The 16,027-nt window shown below is 66.1% G+C and carries 19 protein-coding genes and 2 pseudogenes; 5 read left to right on the top strand and 16 right to left on the bottom strand.

Annotation, left to right across the window (positions count from 1 at the left end):
- Positions 1–85 precede the first annotated feature (85 nt).
- The 8 genes from ACTIF6_RS04960 to ACTIF6_RS04925 form a co-directional block, all read right to left on the bottom strand.
- Complete coding sequence (locus tag ACTIF6_RS04960; RefSeq protein WP_439586892.1) at positions 86–673, bottom strand: S26 family signal peptidase; 588 nt, start codon at positions 671–673, stop codon at positions 86–88.
- Complete coding sequence (locus ACTIF6_RS04955) at positions 670–1,215, bottom strand: DUF2840 domain-containing protein (RefSeq protein WP_439586891.1); 546 nt, start codon at positions 1,213–1,215, stop codon at positions 670–672. The genes ACTIF6_RS04960 and ACTIF6_RS04955 overlap by 4 nt, the downstream gene beginning before the upstream one ends.
- Entirely contained in the window at positions 1,212–1,484 is a 273-nt protein-coding gene (locus tag ACTIF6_RS04950) for a hypothetical protein (protein ID WP_040435555.1), read from the bottom strand. The genes ACTIF6_RS04955 and ACTIF6_RS04950 overlap by 4 nt, the downstream gene beginning before the upstream one ends.
- Positions 1,481–2,119, bottom strand: a complete 639-nt coding sequence (gene parA / locus ACTIF6_RS04945; protein WP_019372864.1) for a ParA family partition ATPase — start codon at positions 2,117–2,119, stop codon at positions 1,481–1,483. The genes ACTIF6_RS04950 and parA overlap by 4 nt, the downstream gene beginning before the upstream one ends.
- 253 nt (positions 2,120–2,372) lie before the next feature.
- A complete protein-coding gene (locus tag ACTIF6_RS04940; RefSeq protein WP_439586890.1) occupies positions 2,373–3,218 on the bottom strand; it encodes a replication initiator protein A in 846 nt (281 codons plus the stop codon).
- A 14-nt stretch (positions 3,219–3,232) separates the two neighbouring features.
- Positions 3,233–3,523: a helix-turn-helix transcriptional regulator gene (locus tag ACTIF6_RS04935; RefSeq protein ID WP_040435228.1), complete on the bottom strand. Its 291-nt coding sequence runs from the start codon at positions 3,521–3,523 to the stop codon at positions 3,233–3,235.
- A gap of 83 nt (positions 3,524–3,606) precedes the next feature.
- The gene (locus tag ACTIF6_RS04930) at positions 3,607–4,401 is read right to left on the bottom strand and encodes a DUF2285 domain-containing protein (RefSeq protein ID WP_439586889.1); all 795 of its coding nucleotides are present in this window, start codon (positions 4,399–4,401) and stop codon (positions 3,607–3,609) included.
- Positions 4,402–4,717: 316 nt separating this feature from the next.
- Positions 4,718–5,065, bottom strand: a complete 348-nt coding sequence (locus ACTIF6_RS04925) for a DUF2958 domain-containing protein (RefSeq protein WP_439586888.1) — start codon at positions 5,063–5,065, stop codon at positions 4,718–4,720.
- Positions 5,066–5,288: 223 nt separating this feature from the next.
- Between ACTIF6_RS04925 and ACTIF6_RS04920 the strand changes: the two genes are divergently transcribed.
- On the top strand, positions 5,289–5,582 hold the full coding sequence (locus tag ACTIF6_RS04920; protein WP_439586887.1) for a helix-turn-helix domain-containing protein: 294 nt from the start codon (positions 5,289–5,291) through the stop codon (positions 5,580–5,582).
- 350 nt (positions 5,583–5,932) lie between these two features.
- On the opposite strand, the gene ACTIF6_RS04915 is transcribed toward ACTIF6_RS04920, so the two are convergent.
- A complete protein-coding gene (locus ACTIF6_RS04915; protein ID WP_439586886.1) occupies positions 5,933–6,247 on the bottom strand; it encodes a DUF736 domain-containing protein in 315 nt (104 codons plus the stop codon).
- A gap of 793 nt (positions 6,248–7,040) precedes the next feature.
- Here ACTIF6_RS04915 and ACTIF6_RS04910 point away from each other — a divergent pair.
- A complete protein-coding gene (locus tag ACTIF6_RS04910) occupies positions 7,041–7,559 on the top strand; it encodes a GNAT family N-acetyltransferase (RefSeq protein WP_439586885.1) in 519 nt (172 codons plus the stop codon).
- Positions 7,560–7,712: 153 nt separating this feature from the next.
- Here ACTIF6_RS04910 and ACTIF6_RS04905 read toward each other — a convergent pair whose 3' ends face one another.
- From ACTIF6_RS04905 to ACTIF6_RS04895, 3 genes and pseudogenes are all read right to left on the bottom strand, one after another.
- The gene (locus ACTIF6_RS04905) at positions 7,713–7,898 is read right to left on the bottom strand and encodes a hypothetical protein (RefSeq protein WP_439586884.1); all 186 of its coding nucleotides are present in this window, start codon (positions 7,896–7,898) and stop codon (positions 7,713–7,715) included.
- Between the two features lie 62 nt (positions 7,899–7,960).
- On the bottom strand, positions 7,961–10,006 hold the full coding sequence (locus ACTIF6_RS04900; protein ID WP_439586883.1) for a ParB/RepB/Spo0J family partition protein: 2,046 nt from the start codon (positions 10,004–10,006) through the stop codon (positions 7,961–7,963).
- Positions 10,007–10,082: 76 nt separating this feature from the next.
- A pseudogene (locus ACTIF6_RS04895) lies at positions 10,083–10,436 on the bottom strand (DUF932 domain-containing protein); the annotation flags it as partial.
- A 206-nt stretch (positions 10,437–10,642) separates the two neighbouring features.
- Between ACTIF6_RS04895 and ACTIF6_RS04890 the strand changes: the two are divergent.
- Positions 10,643–11,605, top strand: coding sequence for an IS110 family transposase (locus tag ACTIF6_RS04890; RefSeq protein WP_439586882.1), 963 nt, complete (start codon positions 10,643–10,645; stop codon positions 11,603–11,605).
- Between the two features lie 17 nt (positions 11,606–11,622).
- On the opposite strand, the pseudogene ACTIF6_RS04885 reads toward ACTIF6_RS04890, so the two are convergent.
- The 3 genes and pseudogenes from ACTIF6_RS04885 to ACTIF6_RS04875 form a co-directional block, all read right to left on the bottom strand.
- A pseudogene (locus tag ACTIF6_RS04885) lies at positions 11,623–12,093 on the bottom strand (DUF932 domain-containing protein); the annotation flags it as partial.
- A 709-nt stretch (positions 12,094–12,802) separates the two neighbouring features.
- A complete protein-coding gene (locus ACTIF6_RS04880) occupies positions 12,803–13,153 on the bottom strand; it encodes a DUF2958 domain-containing protein (RefSeq protein ID WP_439586881.1) in 351 nt (116 codons plus the stop codon).
- Positions 13,154–13,389: 236 nt separating this feature from the next.
- Positions 13,390–13,779 carry an ATPase gene (locus ACTIF6_RS04875; protein WP_439586880.1) on the bottom strand — a complete coding sequence of 130 codons (390 nt, stop codon included), beginning with the start codon at positions 13,777–13,779 and terminating at the stop codon, positions 13,390–13,392.
- Between the two features lie 601 nt (positions 13,780–14,380).
- Here ACTIF6_RS04875 and ACTIF6_RS04870 point away from each other — a divergent pair.
- Positions 14,381–14,524, top strand: coding sequence for a hypothetical protein (locus ACTIF6_RS04870; RefSeq protein WP_439586879.1), 144 nt, complete (start codon positions 14,381–14,383; stop codon positions 14,522–14,524).
- Positions 14,521–14,829, top strand: coding sequence for a helix-turn-helix domain-containing protein (locus ACTIF6_RS04865; RefSeq protein WP_439586878.1), 309 nt, complete (start codon positions 14,521–14,523; stop codon positions 14,827–14,829). The genes ACTIF6_RS04870 and ACTIF6_RS04865 overlap by 4 nt, the downstream gene beginning before the upstream one ends.
- On the opposite strand, the gene ACTIF6_RS04860 is transcribed toward ACTIF6_RS04865, so the two are convergent.
- Positions 14,756–15,982, bottom strand: coding sequence for a tyrosine-type recombinase/integrase (locus tag ACTIF6_RS04860; RefSeq protein ID WP_439586877.1), 1,227 nt, complete (start codon positions 15,980–15,982; stop codon positions 14,756–14,758). The genes ACTIF6_RS04865 and ACTIF6_RS04860 overlap by 74 nt on opposite strands.
- Positions 15,983–16,027: the final 45 nt, after the last annotated feature.

The following is a 16,027-nucleotide window of genomic DNA, read 5'->3' as shown; positions in this document are numbered from 1 at the left end:
GCATGACGACACGGCGACGGCCAACAGAACGACATGCCCGATGGCACGACAAGATGCACGGCAACGTGCAGCGAGTCGGCGGCCATCATGGGCGTGACTCCAGCCAGACCGGATGCGCGACGCCGATCACGGCGGATGCGCTGACCGGCCCGAAATACCTGCTGTCGAACGACGCCGGGTTGGTCGTACTGAGCAGGAACAGTTCGCCGGGTTGAAGGCGACGGCATTGCTGCCAGGATGGCAGCAGCCGGCCCCAGCGATCAGCAGGCAGCGCGGCGGCCGAAGGCACGCCGTCTATGCGGACGGTGCGACCAGTGATGCACACCTCCTGCGGCGCGATCGCGCCCACCCGCTTGAGCAACGGCACGCGCGCCGGCAGGTAGCCGCGCTGCGCAGCCAGCGCGGCAGCCTCTGGCGGCAGCGTGGTCAGGACGATGCTGCCCACGGACAAAGGACGTGGCAGCGAGCCGGTGCCGTGGCCCAGTGGATCGACGCGATACCAGCCGACCGCCACGCTATCGGACGGGTTGTAGATCAGGCGCGGCAGCGGATGCACGAAGGACGCCCAGGCCAGCGCAGCGAGGCCGCAGGCGGACAGGCCCGCAAGTACGATGCGAGCGCGCAGGCGCGAGCGAGGACGCGGCGCGGTGCCGGTAGTCGAAACGGCGTTCATGGCAGCGCCCTCCCGATGAGCCATGCGGCGTGCCGCTCGGCGGTGTATTCGGGCAGCGGCAGGCGCGCAGCGAGCCGGTTGGCGAGCGTGCGCCAGTACGCGGGCGAGGCACCGACAGGTGCGATGCCCAGCGCCTCGATGGCGTCGATGCGTTCCAGCACGGCGCGCACCTGGTTTTCACCCTCGGCGTGCAGCAGCAAGCGCGCGCCCGGCTGCACGCCGGGGATGCGCTGCGCCGCATCGAGCGGCGTGCAAGCCTGCATGACCATGAGCTGCCAGCGCACGGTGCCGTAGTCATTAGCCTGCCAGCGGATGCGGCAGAACACGGCGCCCGGCAGGAACACCGCGCAACGCCGCCAGCGGTCGAGCTGGAGGGTGCGCGCGGGTTCACCGAAGCGCAGGTAGAGCTTGAAACGGGCCTCGATGTAGGCAAGCGCCACGCGCGTCAGCGGCGCGCTGGCAGGCTGGCCGGTAGGCGCTGCGAGTGCAGCCGTGGCCGCGATGGCAACAGGTGCGGAGGCCGGCGAAGCGGATGCAGTCATGGTGTGTTCTCCCTGCGGTTCTCTGGAAACTCGCGCTCCAGCAGGCCGCGCAGCAGATCGGCCACGGTCACGCCTTGCGTGAAGGCCGACACCTTGATGCGCGCCCGCATGGCGGGCGTGATGTCGAGGGTCAGGCGAGCCGTGTAGAGGTCGCCCTTGCCCAGCGCATCGGCATCGCCCTGGCGAATCCACGCCTCGGCGTGCGGATTCGCGGGTGGACGCGCGCCGATGCCGACGCGCTTTGCACGTATCGGTGGCTTCGCCGTCATGTCGGCCACCGCAGCAGTTCGTCCACCAGCGCGGTGATTTCGCGGGCGGCGGCACTGTCCGGTGCCGTCTCGCGTGCAAGCCGACCAGCGGCCACGCTGTCGGCGAACACGATGCGTTGATGCACTTCCGAGCGCAGCGCAGGAAGCGGCTGGTCGGCGAGCGCCTGGCGCGCTTCGCGCCCGATCACCGTGGTGCTGACGCGCCGATTGATGACGAAGGCCGCGCGGAGCAGCGGCCGGAACACCTGCGCCTCGCGGATCAGCGCCACCATCTCGGCGCTGGCCCACAGGTCGTAGGGGCTGGGCTGCACTGGGATCAGCACGCGCTCGGCCGCCAGCAGCGCGGAGCGCGCCAAGGCAGCGATCCTGGGTGGACCATCAATGACGACGTGATCGGTCCGCCTGGCGAGTTCTGGCGCTTCCTGATGCAGCGTTTCGCGGGCGAGGCCCACGGCACTGAACAGCCGTGGCAAGCCTTGCTGGCTTCTGCGCTGTGTCCAGTCCAGCGATGAACCCTGCGGGTCGGCGTCCAGCAGCACGACGTGCTGGCCGCGCATCGCCAGCTCGCCGGCGATGTGCGTGGCGAGCGTGGTCTTGCCCACGCCGCCTTTTTGGTTGAGCAGCGCGACGATCATGGCGCGGCCCTCCGTGCTGGAAAGCCGGTCTTTCTCCGCCGCGCATCGTGCCGCCTGGCGGTTGTCCACCGTGGCGCGGCGCCTCTACTACCAGTTAGAGAATTTGAGTTAGGAAAGTTAAGAGAGGCCGAAATCCGCGCCAGCATTGGCTTTGCGGCCGATTTTGTTGCCTGATAGCACGAGGATTCGTTGCCTGATAGCACGATACCTTTGTTGCCTGATAGCACGAGCCCGTCCACAGGCCACGCACCGTTTATCCCCGTGCCGCGGACGGCACGGGCCGGAACATCAGCAACGGCGAGGCAATGCCCGCCACCTGCTCGATGCGCAAGTGGTAGCCAGGCAAGGCCTGCCGCGCCACCAGGGCGCGCAGGTCGGCCGCGAAGTCGTAATACCGCGCCACGCTGCCCGATTTGCGGTACAGGTGCTGGAAGTCGAACTGCCAGCCAGCTTCCTGGCGCCCGCCGTGCTTGCGCACCAGGCGGTACAGCCAGCGCTCGATGCCGCCGGTCAGCCGGAAATAGGCCGGATCGATGGTGAGCACCAGGGCCTCGTCCATCACCCCGGCATAGAACCAGTCCGGCAGGATCATCTCGATGCCCAGCGGCGTGCCGCGGGCATCGGCCAGTTCCCTCCACTCGTTGATCCATGAGAAGCGGTGCAGTCGCCTTCCAGTGGTTTCGCGGATGGACGTGGCCACCGTCGTGGATTGCAGCCTGTCCAGCGCCGCCTTCAGGCGTTGGTAGTCGCGCAGCGACGTGCCCCGCCCGATGAAGCGCAGGATCTCGTAGGGCGTGGCCTGCATCAGGCGCGACGGGCGCAGGCCCGCGTCGCGCGCTTCCACGATCTGGCTGGCCGCCCAGATCAGCAGGTCCGCATCCCAGATGGTGGCAATGCCATGCTCGGCCGTGCCCTCCACGCGGATCGTGACGTTCCCTCCGCGAAAGTCGATCGGCGCTGTGCGCCGCGACTTGGCCAGCGAGAAGAACGGAAAGGCCATCAGGTCCTGGCTGTCGCGCGGCGCCATGTCGCCCGGCAGGGCGCGGAACAGGTCGAGCTGTTCGCGCTCCTGCGATGGCTTGGACAGGGCGAAGGCCATCCGCGCGCCAGCGGTCAGCGCGCACGACTGTCCGCCGCATGGTGCTCGGCGTATTCGGGATCGGACGTGCTGTCGAAGCTGCGCTCGGCGGCCCAGGCATCGAGGTCGGCCACGGCGTACATGACGCGCCGGCCGAACTTGCGGAACTTGGGGCCGCTACCGAACACGCGCTGTTTCTCCAGCGTGCGCGGCGACAGGCGCAGGTAGTCTGCGGCTTCGTCGTTGGTGAGATAGCGTTGCGGCTGCGCGGCCGTGGTCGAGACAGTTGCGGCAGCGGCGGCAGGCCGCAAGGGAGCAGGACGCATGGTGTGAACCTCCATCGGTGTCAAAGCTCCGGCCGCACAGCGCAACCGGATGGAGGCAGTCTCAGAAAACGAAGCCCTCCTGCTCAGGGCCGATCTGCGCTGGATGCAGAACGACCCTTCTCAAGCGGGGGCAGCTGTGCTAGGCGGCTATAACCGCCGCGCATCAGCGCATCGCCGCGCTGCACAAGGCGACGCACCTTCGAGCGCAGGCCGCCATCGGCGTGCCAGTCGGCCACCGCATCAGCGCCGAACAGCCCTTCGGCCACCTGACGCAAGGACGCGCCCGCAAGGACCGCGTCGAGCGCTTGCAGGGTGTGCAGTTCTTGCAGCGCCGCAGGCGTGGGTCGGGCACGGACCGCCGCCACGGGTACGGCCACAGACGCGGCGGTCAGCGCATCAAGTGCAGTTGCCAGCGCACGGTAGTGGATGCAGGGCGTGGCGCAAGAGCGCCTGGCATAGAGACAGGCCATGCCATCGGCAAGACCCGGCGCGAGAACCAGGCGCGCGCAGCAGCCAGGCCAATGCGCGGTCAACACGAGGCGCTTGCCGTCGTGGACCAGGTGCTTGCGTCCGGGGACGTTCCAGAACTCGAAGGCGCCGGCATCCGGCGGCGCGTCCGCGTCGGGGTGGACCTGGAGCACGCCGTCATGGTCGGGAAACCAGGCTGGATGCGCGTCACGCGCGTCCAGGGCCGGGTCTTCCATCAGACGCAGACCCCAACCTTGTGCTGCGTTCGGCCTGCGGCGACGACGCAGCCAGTCGAGCCGGTAGTCTGGATTCCTGCGAAGGAACTCCCAGGCTAATTGCGGGCCGTCAAGGTGCAGCACGTAGAGATACGCGGCTGTCGGATACCAAGGCTCGGTTGGATGGTCGGTCATGGCGCAAGCTCCTAGGTCGAATGCAGGAGCCACAGGCCACACCGTGCAACCACTACCGCACAGAATCCAATCGCAAAAAAAGCAGAATGGGGCGTAACTTTTGTGTCAAGACGATATACATGGGGTACATTGCTCGAATCGTCTGAAAGCTACTGCGGTGCCTGAGATCAAATGGTCTCTGCAAGCGCCCACACTGAAGCAAGCCGCGTCGGTCATCATGACTTTTCGCGCCAGGGCCGAACCGTTTTGGTGCAACGGTACAGACTAAGACCTGATGGGTCTTGAGCGTGACAAAAATAGTCTCAATACGGCCGAGTTAATCAGGGACGGTTCCGTCCTCCTGTGCCAGCCGCAGGTACACCGACAGCGGACGCACCGCCTTGAAAAACCGATCTCGCATCACGGGTTGCTGGCGCGGCCCGACGATGGACGCAAGGTCGGATAACTTGATCTGACCCAGTTCCGGCATCCCCAACCCCAGGTCGATCAGGCCGAACGCCGTGTCGTCATCGGCGGGGTCGAGCGCAGCCAGCAGCCAGGTGGCATGCGCATCGGGGGTAAACAGCCGCACCACAGGCCAAGGGTCGATGGTCTGACCCGCGGCGCGGCCCTGGCCGTGGGCCAGGAGCTGCCGGCGTTCGTCCTCGGTGATGAGTCGGTTCATGGGCGGCCCCTTTATTGGACGAATCTGCGGAAGCGTGAAAGCGCGAAGCCGCATCGACGCATGTGGGGAAAGGCACAAATGCGGTTTTACGGTTCTGTGGGAATCAGCGCAAGTGGGTTTCCGTGAAGGCGGAAAACCGAGAAAGCGCATCAATGAACACTATAGATTGTAGCCCTATAGGGCGCAATCGGATTTCATCTTGGATTTTGGTGGAGATCCAAGGTTGGGAGCGAAGCACACGTTGTCGGAGGCGTTGAAGACCATCAGGAAGGCGCGGGGTTTGAGCCAGGAAGCCTTCTCCAATGTCTCCAGCCGCACTTACATGAGTTCGCTGGAGCGCGATCTGAAAAGCCCGACCCTCAGCAAGTTGACCGAGCTGTGCGAGGTCATGGAGGTCCATCCGCTCACGCTACTAACGCTGGCCTATGCTGGCGATGACATGCGGCGGGTCGAGCGGCTCCTGGCGCAGGTGCGCCAGGAGCTGGAGGCCGTGACGCGGCAAGGCGATGCGCCATAGCGCGCATCGGCGCTTACCTAGCCGATCCGGCGCAGTCGGTTCGGGGTATCCAGGGACGCCAAGCCCGGCGCGGCGGGGATAGCCCGCAGGGCTTTCCTCTGGAGTGCAAGCGTCAGCGCGCAGCGCCGCAGGCGCGAAGGCGTGAGGGATTGAAGCCGAATGGCCGTGACGGCGAAGGCGGCACGGGGCGTAGCCCGAAAGCCCGGCGGTGCTGTGCGCCGACACGCCTTGCTCCTTTTGAAGCCACAGACTCAGCGCAAAGGGAAGCAACCCGACATGGACCGCGCTGGTCGATGCAGCGCTGCGCGAGCAACACTGCGCCCCGCCATGTTGACGGGGCGCTGCGGCGGTTACGCCGCCTGCGGCTTGCTGCGCGACCAGATCAGGTCGTGTGTGCCGTCCTCGCCCTCGATCAGACGGGCGTAGACCGGCGCCGGGAACGAAGGATCGTCGATGGTCACGGACAGGTAGTTCCGCCCGGCCTCGCTGGTCTTCTTCCATGCCGCACCGATGTCGTGGCTGGCCGCCTGCACGCGGAAGTCCGGGGCTTTCTCGCTCTCCCCCTTGTCGTTGGGCACCAGCTTGGCCTTGACGTTGAGCGTCAGGGTCCGCAGCGTGCCGTTGAAGCCTTCCTTGTCCGCGGTGAAGTTGCCGATGGTTGCCATGATGAATCTCCTTTCGGTTGAAACAGGTTCGCGCCCATCGCGTCCTGTTGTGATCCGGCCGGCGGGGGACGGGCTGGCTGCACCGCTTGCGGGCGCAACGCAGTGGAGCGCCTGGAAGCCCAAATAATTTGCCTCGCGAGGAATGCGCGCAGCGCAGGGGAAATTATTTGGGCTGCAAGGTTGCGGCCATCGAAGCCCGGCCATCGCCAGGATTCACAAACAGACAGGACGCCTTGGGCCGACCCGCCCCCGAAAGGAGCATGGCCACCTCGGCATCCCGCCTGGCGGATTCAGTGGCACGCCCCCTGACACTGCCAAGGCCATGCCCAACGACTGCGGAAAAGCGCCCTACTCTCTTGCGGCGGCTCCCCCGAAGGCGCGGCATGGAAGCCCCCGCAAGGCCAAGCGGCGTGTCCGTGAACCCGCCTTCGTGACGCCTGAAGAACGAACCGCCAGCGTCGAGGACTGCACGCTTTCGTGCAACCTGCCGCAGCAAGCCACGGCGTACCTGCCCCGCCCCGTCCATCGCGGCGGGGCGCTGGCCGGGCCGATCCGGCTCAGGCCGGTTCGGCGGTATCGAGGGGCGCCAAGCATCGCGCGGCGGGGATAGCCCGCAGGGCTTTCCCCTGGAGGCAAGCGAAGCGCGCAGCGCCGCAGGCGCGAAAGCGTGAGGGATTGAAGCCGAATGGCCGTGACGGCGAAGTCGGCACGGGGCGCAGCCCGAAAGCCCGGCGGCGCAAAGCGCCGACACGCCCAGGCCGCTCTACATTTTGAACAGGGAACGCAGAACACCATGACCATCCAACTCCGACACGAAGCCCCAGATGACATTGCCGCCATCGAGGCCGTGACCATCGCCGCCTTCGCCAATGCACCGCACACCAGCCACACCAGGCAATTCATCGTGCGCGCCTTGCGCGCAGCCAATGAATTGACGCTTTCCATCGTGGCCGAGGAACATGGGCAGGTCGTCGGCCACGTCGCACTGTCCCCGGTCACGATCACCGATTCCCAAGGCCGGCAGGCCGTGGGCTGGTATGGGCTGGGGCCGATCTCCGTCCTGCCGCCAAGGCAGGGGCACGGCATCGGCTCGCGCCTGCTGGAACAGGCGCTGTCCGAACTGCGGGCCATGCGGGCCGCAGGCTGCGTGCTGCTGGGAGAACCCGCGTACTACGGGCGCTTTGGCTTTCAGGCCCATGCGGGCCTGCAACTGCCGGGCGTGCCGCCCGGCTACTTCATGGCGCTGGCCCTGCATGGGACAGTGCCGGAAGGCATCGCGCACTACAGCGATGCCTTCAACGCCACCGCCTGAGCCAGCGCGAAGGCGGCGGCGTTCTGATTCGGCTGTTGACCTTGACCACCGGGCGCGGCAGTGGCCGCGCCCGGATTTTGCGTCCACCGCGCCCCGGACGGAACGGCCTGGGCGCGGTGCTGATCGCGGTTACTCCTTTGTCTCGATGAGCCATCACACGGCACGCGGCAAGGCGTGGCCCGTGATGGGATGAATGTCGGTGAGGTCGGCGCGGGCCGTCCAGCCCGAGGGCGGACGATAGCCGCGCACGTCGCCTTCACCATGCCAGCGGCGGGCGCGTACCGTGCCAGAGGCATAGATTGCCGCCATGCGTGGGCGGCTGGTCGTGGTGCGAGTCATGGGCGGTTCTCCCTCCAGCGAAGCGTCCCGGTCGAGGCCGGGGCGCTTGCCTTCGGCGCAGGTCAGGCGGCCATTGCCTCGGCGGGTTCATCCGCCACGGCGTCGGCATCCTCTGGGGCGTCCTGCACGGCATCCTGCGAGCCTGTGGCCTTGAAGATGGCGGGCATCCAGCCCGTGCCATCGGCCAGCCGCTCGGCTTCGCTGGCAATGTCGGCCTTCTTCAGCTTCGCCAGCCGGGTGACGTGCACCGAGGCGAACTCGCCCACGGCTTCCAAGATCACGGCCTTGGATACGTGCTTGAAATAGCCTTCATTGGTGGGCTGCCACCATGCGGCCATGTCCAGGCCCACGGCCTGTGCCAGTTCCGCGCCCGGTTGCTGCTGCGTAGTGCGGGGCGTCACCACGTCCACCGTGGAGGCCACGCAAACGGCCAGCAGCTTGACCAGTTCGCCCTGCTCCATCGCCAGCAGCGCGGCGAACAGTTCGGCGCTGTCCCCAGGCAGTTTGCCCGCCCATGCATGCTGTGCCTCGCGCAATGCCATAGCGGCGGGCGATTCCGGCCAGTCCGGGGCCATGCCTTCCAGCCGGTCTTGCAGTTTCAGGCTCACGCCCAGCGGCAAGTCGTGGCCGTAGTGGCTTTCCTGCAAGACGGTCTGCACCATGCCATGCACCACGGCGGCCAGCGCGGCTTGCGGATGCCGGGCGACTTCGATTTGAAGCGCAGCGGTGCGGTGGGCACTCAAGCGTTGCGCCAGCCGGTCGGACATGGCGGCGGTCTTGGGTTGAGTGTCGTCGTCTCCGTCCTCGCCTTCGTCGTTCGCGGCTTCGCCATCGCTGCCGAAGCCCTGGCGCAGCCGTTCCAGAGTGCGCAATGCCTTGGCCTCGGCCTCGCGCATCAGGCCGCGATGAATCACGGCCCCGCCGTTGCGATCGATGGTGACGATGGCGCCGGCTGCGGCCTTCACGTTCGGGCTGTAGTCCTGCAAGCCATCTTCCAGTGCCTGCAACTGCTCGCCCACGGCTTCGCCTTCCTCCTGCAAGGCGTCGGCCTTGTCCTCGTCGTCCTCGTCCATCGCGGCATCGACCGCTTCGCCGATGGCCTGCATCTTGGCTTGCAGCTTCTCGATGCGCTGCACCTCACGCTTGGTCGGTTCGCGCCGCGCCTGCGGAGCACGCTGGAAGGCGTGCAGGTCGGCATGGGTCACGCCCGGCGTGGCATCCACCCAGGCCCAGCCCTCGCCGCGCACCTCGGCGGCAATGCCTGCCAGCTTGTCTTGCGCCAGCCGTTCCAGCAGCGCGGCATCGGTCAGGTACACGCCCGCATCACCTTCCGCGAACAGGTCACGGCGGATGCCACCGCCTGCGGCCTCGTAGGTGTCCAGCCCGACGAAGCGCACCAGCGGATGCCGGTAGGCGTCGATTTCGCGCTCGGTCAAGCGCTCGCGCAGGTTGGATGGGTGGCGCTGCCACGTTGGCGCATCGTAGAACGCGGCTTCCTGCGCGGCGTGGTCGTCGGTGATGGACAGAGCCATCAACTGATCGAGCGTGACGGCATCGGCGCGGTAGTCGGCCATCAGGCGCGGTGACACGTTGGCGAGCTTCAAGCGGCGCTGCACCACCAGCGGCGTGACGGAGAAATCCGCCGCAATGTCTTCGATGGGACGGCCTTCGGCCACCAGCGCCGCGAAGGCTTCGAACTGGTCTGCCGGGTGCATGGCTTCGCGCTGCACGTTCTCGGTGAGGCTGGCAGTGCGGGCCGTGCCATCGGCCACCTGAAGGCACGGCACCTGCCAGTCCTTAGCGATGCGGTGCTTCTTCGCCAGCAGCTTCAGCGCGGCAAGGCGTCTGCCACCGGCCACCACCTCGTAATGCTCGCCATCGGCGGCAGGAATCACGATCAGGTTTTGCAGCAGGCCGACACGCTGAATGGACGCGGCCAGTTCGGGAATGGACATGCGCGGGACGGTCTTGCGCACGTTGCGGCCCGTGGGGCGCAGCACCAGCCGCGACAGCGGCACCAGAATCATGTGCTTGCTCGGGTCTGCGGCTTGCAGCACGTTGGTTGCGGTGCTGACGGCTCGGGCTTCGGTGTGGTTAACGGCATTCATGGTGAATCTCCAATCAAGTGAAACAAGGAAATGGAGGGGAACCGCCCCTCCGGCGGGGAAAGCGTCGGAAAGGGGGTCAGGCCTTGAGGGCGCGCATGCCATCGGCCAGCAGCCACAGGGCGCGGTTCAGGCGAATGTCGGAATCGATTCCCTGCACGGGCCGGGTTTGCTGACGGCGTCCGTTGGCGCTGCGCCCGGACAATCCGCCCTTGGTCAAGTTCTCCTGCGTGCGGTTGAACACGCTCCAGAGATCGGGGCGGCGGTCCTCGAAGCGGCGCGGCATCAGGATTTGCGATTCCGTGACGGGCGCGGGCTTGGCCGGGTCGTCGTACTTGAGGGCCAGTGCGGCGCGGGCGAAGACCTCGGATTCGCCATCGTCCAGCGTGACGGCGCGCATGGCATCGCGGGAATCGCGCACGCGGTCAAAGCCGCTTGTATCTTCAGATCCGACCAGCGCGGTAGAGTCTGAACGCCGTTGAGGCGGCCAGACCGGCCCGTGCAGTTTGGTAGCCGCTGGGGTGATCGAGCCCGTTCCTGAGTACAGAACGCACGGCCGCCGCGCTGGTCTTCGTCAAGCCCGAACGGTTACGCGCGCCTTCGATGAGTGCGCATGCACAAGCAAGGGATCTGGAGATCATGTCTGTTTCGTCAGTGACGGTGGGCATCGACGTGGCCAAGGCGCACGTGGATGTCTTTGTGCTGGGCGCCAAGAGCGATGCCCAGCGGTTGAACAACGATGCCGAGGGGCATTCGGCGCTGGCGGCGATGCTGCAGCCCCTGGGCGTCGACCTGGTGGTGATGGAGGCCACCGGCGGTTACGAGGCGGCGCTGGCCTGCGCGCTGCAGGCAGCGGGCTTGCCCGTGGCAGTGGTCAACCCGCGCCAGGCGCGCGACTTCGCCAAGTCCATGGGGCGCTTGGCCAAGACCGATGCAGTGGACGCGCGCATGCTGGCCGAGCTGGGCTCGGTGCTGGTGCGCCGCGAAGATCTGGGTCGCTTCTTGCGCCCGCTGGCCGATGAGCGTCAGCAGTGGCTGGCAGCCCTGGTCACGCGCAGGCGCCAGTTGCTGACCATGATGCATTCGGAGCGCCAGCGCCTGCAGATCACGCCCAAGAAGCTGCATGCCAGCATCGAGGCCATCGTGGCTGCGATCAAGGCGCAGCTCGACGAGATCGAGACGCAGATGGTCATCCACGTGCGCGAGCACTTCGGCGACCTGGACAAGTTGCTGCAGTCCCCGGCAGGCATCGGCCCGGTGGCCAGCGCGACGCTGATCGCCGAGCTGCCAGAGCTGGGCCGGCTGAACCGACGCGAGATCGCCGCGCTGGTGGGCGTGGCGCCCATGGCCAATGACTCGGGCAGCAGCAAGGGCAGGCGCAGGGTGCAGGGTGGGCGCTTCGAGATACGGCGCGTGCTGTACATGGCCACGCTGACGGCCACGCGCTACAACCCGGCCATCAAGACCTTCTACGAGCGATTGAAGGCCGCTGGCAAGCTGCCCAAGGTCGCCTTGGTCGCCTGCATGCGCAAGCTGTTGACCACGCTCAACGCCATGGTTCGAACCGGCAAACCTTGGGATAAATCGCTTCACGGCGCTTGACTTCCAAGACGGTTACTCAGGACTTCGTAGGCGCCTTCGATGACCGACCCCGCCACGTCGCCTTTGTGCGGCACGCGCACATCGGCCACGGTGTCACCGCACACCAGCCCATTGCTGCAAACGAACCTGAACTGGCCCGCCAGCATCTGATAGCTGCTGGTGCCGTCGTGCGAATTCAGCAGCACGATTTCGTTGGCCTCCGCGCCGTTGATCTGGCTGGCGTGGCGCAAGCGAATCATGTGTTTCGTGTGCTCGCGCTTGCCTTCATCGCGCACGCGGGTCTGCGTCACCATGAAGGGTTGAAACCCCTCCTTGCGAAGCTCGGTCAGAACGGCGGCGGTGGGGATATAGGAGTACCGCTGCGAACGGCTTTCATGCGGGGCGTCCGCGAAGATGGACGGGGCCACGCGGTGAATCTGGTCATCGGACAGCGGGTAATCGCTGCGCAGTGCCGGGGAACGGGAAGCGAAACGGGATGCGAGTTGCATGGTCTTTCTCCTGAACAAAAAAGGCTGTTGAAGAAAACCGCACACCGGATTCCAAGATTCGGAGCCCAGCCTTTCGGCTGTTCGGTGCGGTCGGCACGAGGAACCCGGTTGGCCCTGTTGCCACCGTCTTTCCTGAGTTCATCGCCCGCGACGGAAGGGAGCCCGTGGACGGGGGCCGTCAAGGAGGCAAGCGCCAGGTAGATGCGGCCCGCAGCGAAGCGAGGACACGGCCTGGCGCGCCTTGACGGCCCATGGCCTCGGGCTACAGTCGCGATGAAGGTGATGGAGTCAGGGAAGATGGCTGGACAAGGCAACGGCCCCTCCACACGCCGACCGCACGGCAAGCGAAGCGCGCAGGCCCGGATCTAGGAATCCGGGCCGGAGGCGTCAGCCGAGCGGAGCGAGGGGACGATGGAAGCCCGACAGGGGCGAGACGCCGCAGGCGGCTCGATGCGCTGCGCGCACGACAGCGCGACCGGCCATCTCCCAGGTGGCCGGGGACGCTCAGACCTCAAAGCCCAATGAGCAGCACACCCAGGATCGACCCCATGACCCGGGCATGAGCAGGTTGGCTGCACGGTCTGGCCGATCCGGCGCAGCCGGTTCGGCGGTATCGAGGGGCGCCAAGCGCAGCGCGGCGGGGATAGCCCGCAGGGCTTTCCCCTGGAGGCAAGCGAAGCGCGCATCGCCGAAAGCGTGAAGGGCTGGGTCAGACAACGATGCGGCCGGCCAGCCGCGCATCGCGCGCATAGCCGCTCAGGCGCTTCTCCGCCCGGAAATACAGGTCACGCTCGACCGGCAAGCCCAGCCCGCCGCGTACTGCTGCAAGCTCAGCCAGGCTCACCCAGCCGATTTCCGGCATCCCCAGCCCCAGGTCGCAAAGCCCGTAGGCATGGTCATAGTCGTCAGGGTCTATCGAAGTCAGCAGCCAGGTCGCGCCGGCATCGGGCGTGAACAGCTTGACCACGGGCACCGGATCGAACTGCGGGTTCTCCAGCGCTTCGCGGCCGTTGGCCAGCAGCACGATGCGCTGCTCGTCGGTGATGAGTGCGTTGTTCATGGTGATCTCCTGAAAGGGTGCCGGGCGGAATTGCCCGACCCTCCCGGGGCACGGCGCAGCGCAAGCGGTCAAGGATCGAAGACGGCCGCGAGGCCGCAAGCGCCAGCGGCGCGCAGTCATTGACGGCGAGCACGCCGTGGCACGATGAGGGGATCAGCAAGCCGCACCTCCCGCACACCAGGCGCAGCAAAAAAAGAGCGCCGCCCGACAGGGGCGGCGCTGCGAGGCAAGCGCGATCAGTGCGCCGGCGCCACCATCGACGCCAACTGGTCGATCACGCCGGGCTCTACGAACACGCAAGCCTGCTTGTCGTCGATCGGCACGTTGAACACCTGCGCGAATACCGCGCGCCGCAGGTGGGCCAACCGGCCCGTGCGATATGCCTGCTCGGGCTTCAAACGGCCAGCCGCTGCCGCGCCGCTACGCTCGGGGTCGCACTCGACCAATGCGACAAAGCCATCGTCGGACATCTTCTGATGTTCGGGGCACAGGCCCCAGCCCGTCATCGTATGGCGCTTCATGCTCGCGCGCAGGCGCTTGTCCAGCAGCAGGCTGCCAGTGTCGAAAGAAGCACCGCACACAAGGCACACGCGCTGTTCCAGCGAAACGTAGGATTTATCTTCCATGATGGTCTCCGGTTACTCGGGCGGAATTGCCCGGAACCGTCGCCATCACGGCGCAGCGCAGCAGTCAGGGGTCGAAAACGGCCGCCAGGACGCAAGCGCCAACGGCGCGCAGCCCTTGCACGGCGAGCACGGCGTGATACGGTGAAGGGACACAGCAAGACCGCCCCCTCGGATCACCACACCACCCGGGATCGGGCAAGCGCAGCGCGCAGGCACGCCAGGGCCGGAGGCGTCAGCCGAGCGAAGCGAGGAGACGATGGAAGCCCGACAGGGGCGAGACGCCGCAGGCGGCTCGATGCGCCAGCACGACAGCGCGACGGCGGAACGCCGGGACGCCCAGGGTTTCAGGCATTACAGAGAACGATCCGCCAGACACTGTCGAGCGAATTTCCCAGACACTGTCTCGGAAATTGCAGGCGAAGCCATCTCCCTGCGAAGCCGCGAAATGTCGTATCAGTGATACGAGAATTCGGCCCGGCCGTCGCACGCTCGTCTACGCCCATGCACGCCCACGCGGGTTTTCTGCGCGAAGCGTCGCTAGGACAATTTCTCTCCATGTCGATACGGCCACGCACCAGGGTGGCCACGCATGGAGGCCGCCATGAGAAGTCCCAGACATTGGGTACTGGTGACGCGATTCACCGACGCTACCGGGTACAGCGAGAACGCCGCACACCACACAGCCGAGAGCGGCACGGGCAGCGGCTTCGTGGTGTTTGATGATCGGCAAGGCGGTGCAGCATGACCGACGAAACGATCAATGCGGAGCAGTGCGCCGAACTCTTGCACTGCACCGAGCAGCGGATCGAGGAACTGACCCGGAGCGGCGAGCTACCGGGCATGAAATTCGGTCGTGGCTGGATCTACGTGAAGACAGATCTGCTGGCCTATATCGCCGACCGCGCACGGAAAGAAGCGGAAGAACGGCGCCAGGACCTCAACGCAAGAAAGTCGGTCCCGCGCCTGGACATAGCTTTCAGGCCGCGGCGCCAGACGCCTCCGCCGCTTCCGGTGCCGGCCAAAGCCTTTGCGCAAGGTCCACACCTCTGAAGCTGGCATAGCGCTGGGCCATCACCGAACCCGGCTTCCATCCCATGATCTTGTTCAGTTCCTCCAGACGGAACAAATCGCGCCCGTCCGCATCCTTCAGTTCAAGCCACCGGCAGGTGGCTTCGTGTCTCAAGTCGTGTTCGTGGAGTCCAACGATGTCCATGTACTCGAAAGCGATCCTGAAACGGAACGACAGCCTCTGGCTGGCGCGCACCAAGCCCTTTTTCCCGTCCTCGACTCCTTCTTCATGGACAAACGGGAAGATATGCGCACCGGGTTCAAACGGCGGCCGCGTGGAGAAGTACGAGGACAGCGCCTGATGCACTTCCGGGCGCATCGGCACATCCCGATAGGAAATCTTCCCGCGCCACTGCTTCGTCTCCTGCACGTGAATCACCTTGTTCGCCATGTCCACCTGCCCCCTGGTCAGCGTGTACGCTTCCCTCAGCCGGAGTCCGGTGTTCAGGATCAACAGGTACAAGGTCAGCAGCGCATCGCCGCCCTTGAGTTGCAGGCCGCGCGAGCGGTCCGGCCGCTCATAGCCCGACAGCACCGCCACGATCTTCTCGTGCTCCCCTGGCAGCAGACGCCTGTCGCGCATCACGTTCACCTTCACCTTGCCGCCCTTGGCCTGCACCATCTGAGCATCCACATCGGAATAGGTCGAGTAGCCCTTGGGGAGCAACTTCACTGGGTTGCTGATCTTCACGTCCACGTTATGGCGCAGGTACTCGTCGATCGCGCGGCCGAGTGCCTGGATGCGATGCTTGATGGACGCAGGCGACAGGTTCTTTTCCACCTTCAAGGTACGGAGATAGCCGGTCAGCCACTTGTAGTTGGCATCCGAGAGCCGCACCGACCCCACCTCGCGCGTCACCGTCTTGAGGGTGAGGATCTGCGAAGGCGCCGCGAAGCCGCTGTCCGACCACGCGCCAAGAATGCGCGACAAGCGCACGCCGTCGCCGGGGGACGTGGGAGCGGTCAACTCCGCCGGCGGCGGGATGTCCGCATGCTTCATCAGCTTCCATTGCTGCGCGTAGGCAATGGCTTCGCCTTCCGTATCGAAGATGAAGTATTTGCGCCCTTTCGGGAGCGACGGGTGCCTGAGCCCTATTTCCCACTTCCCGGAAGGCTTGAGTCGAGGTTTTGCCATGCCACATCTCCATCACGTCAACCAGATGGATCATCGCATGATCTG

The organism is Hydrogenophaga sp., from assembly GCF_051860785.1.
In the GTDB taxonomy this organism is placed as follows: domain Bacteria; phylum Pseudomonadota; class Gammaproteobacteria; order Burkholderiales; family Burkholderiaceae_C; genus Hydrogenophaga.
This window is presented reverse-complemented; position numbering and strand designations above follow the sequence as displayed.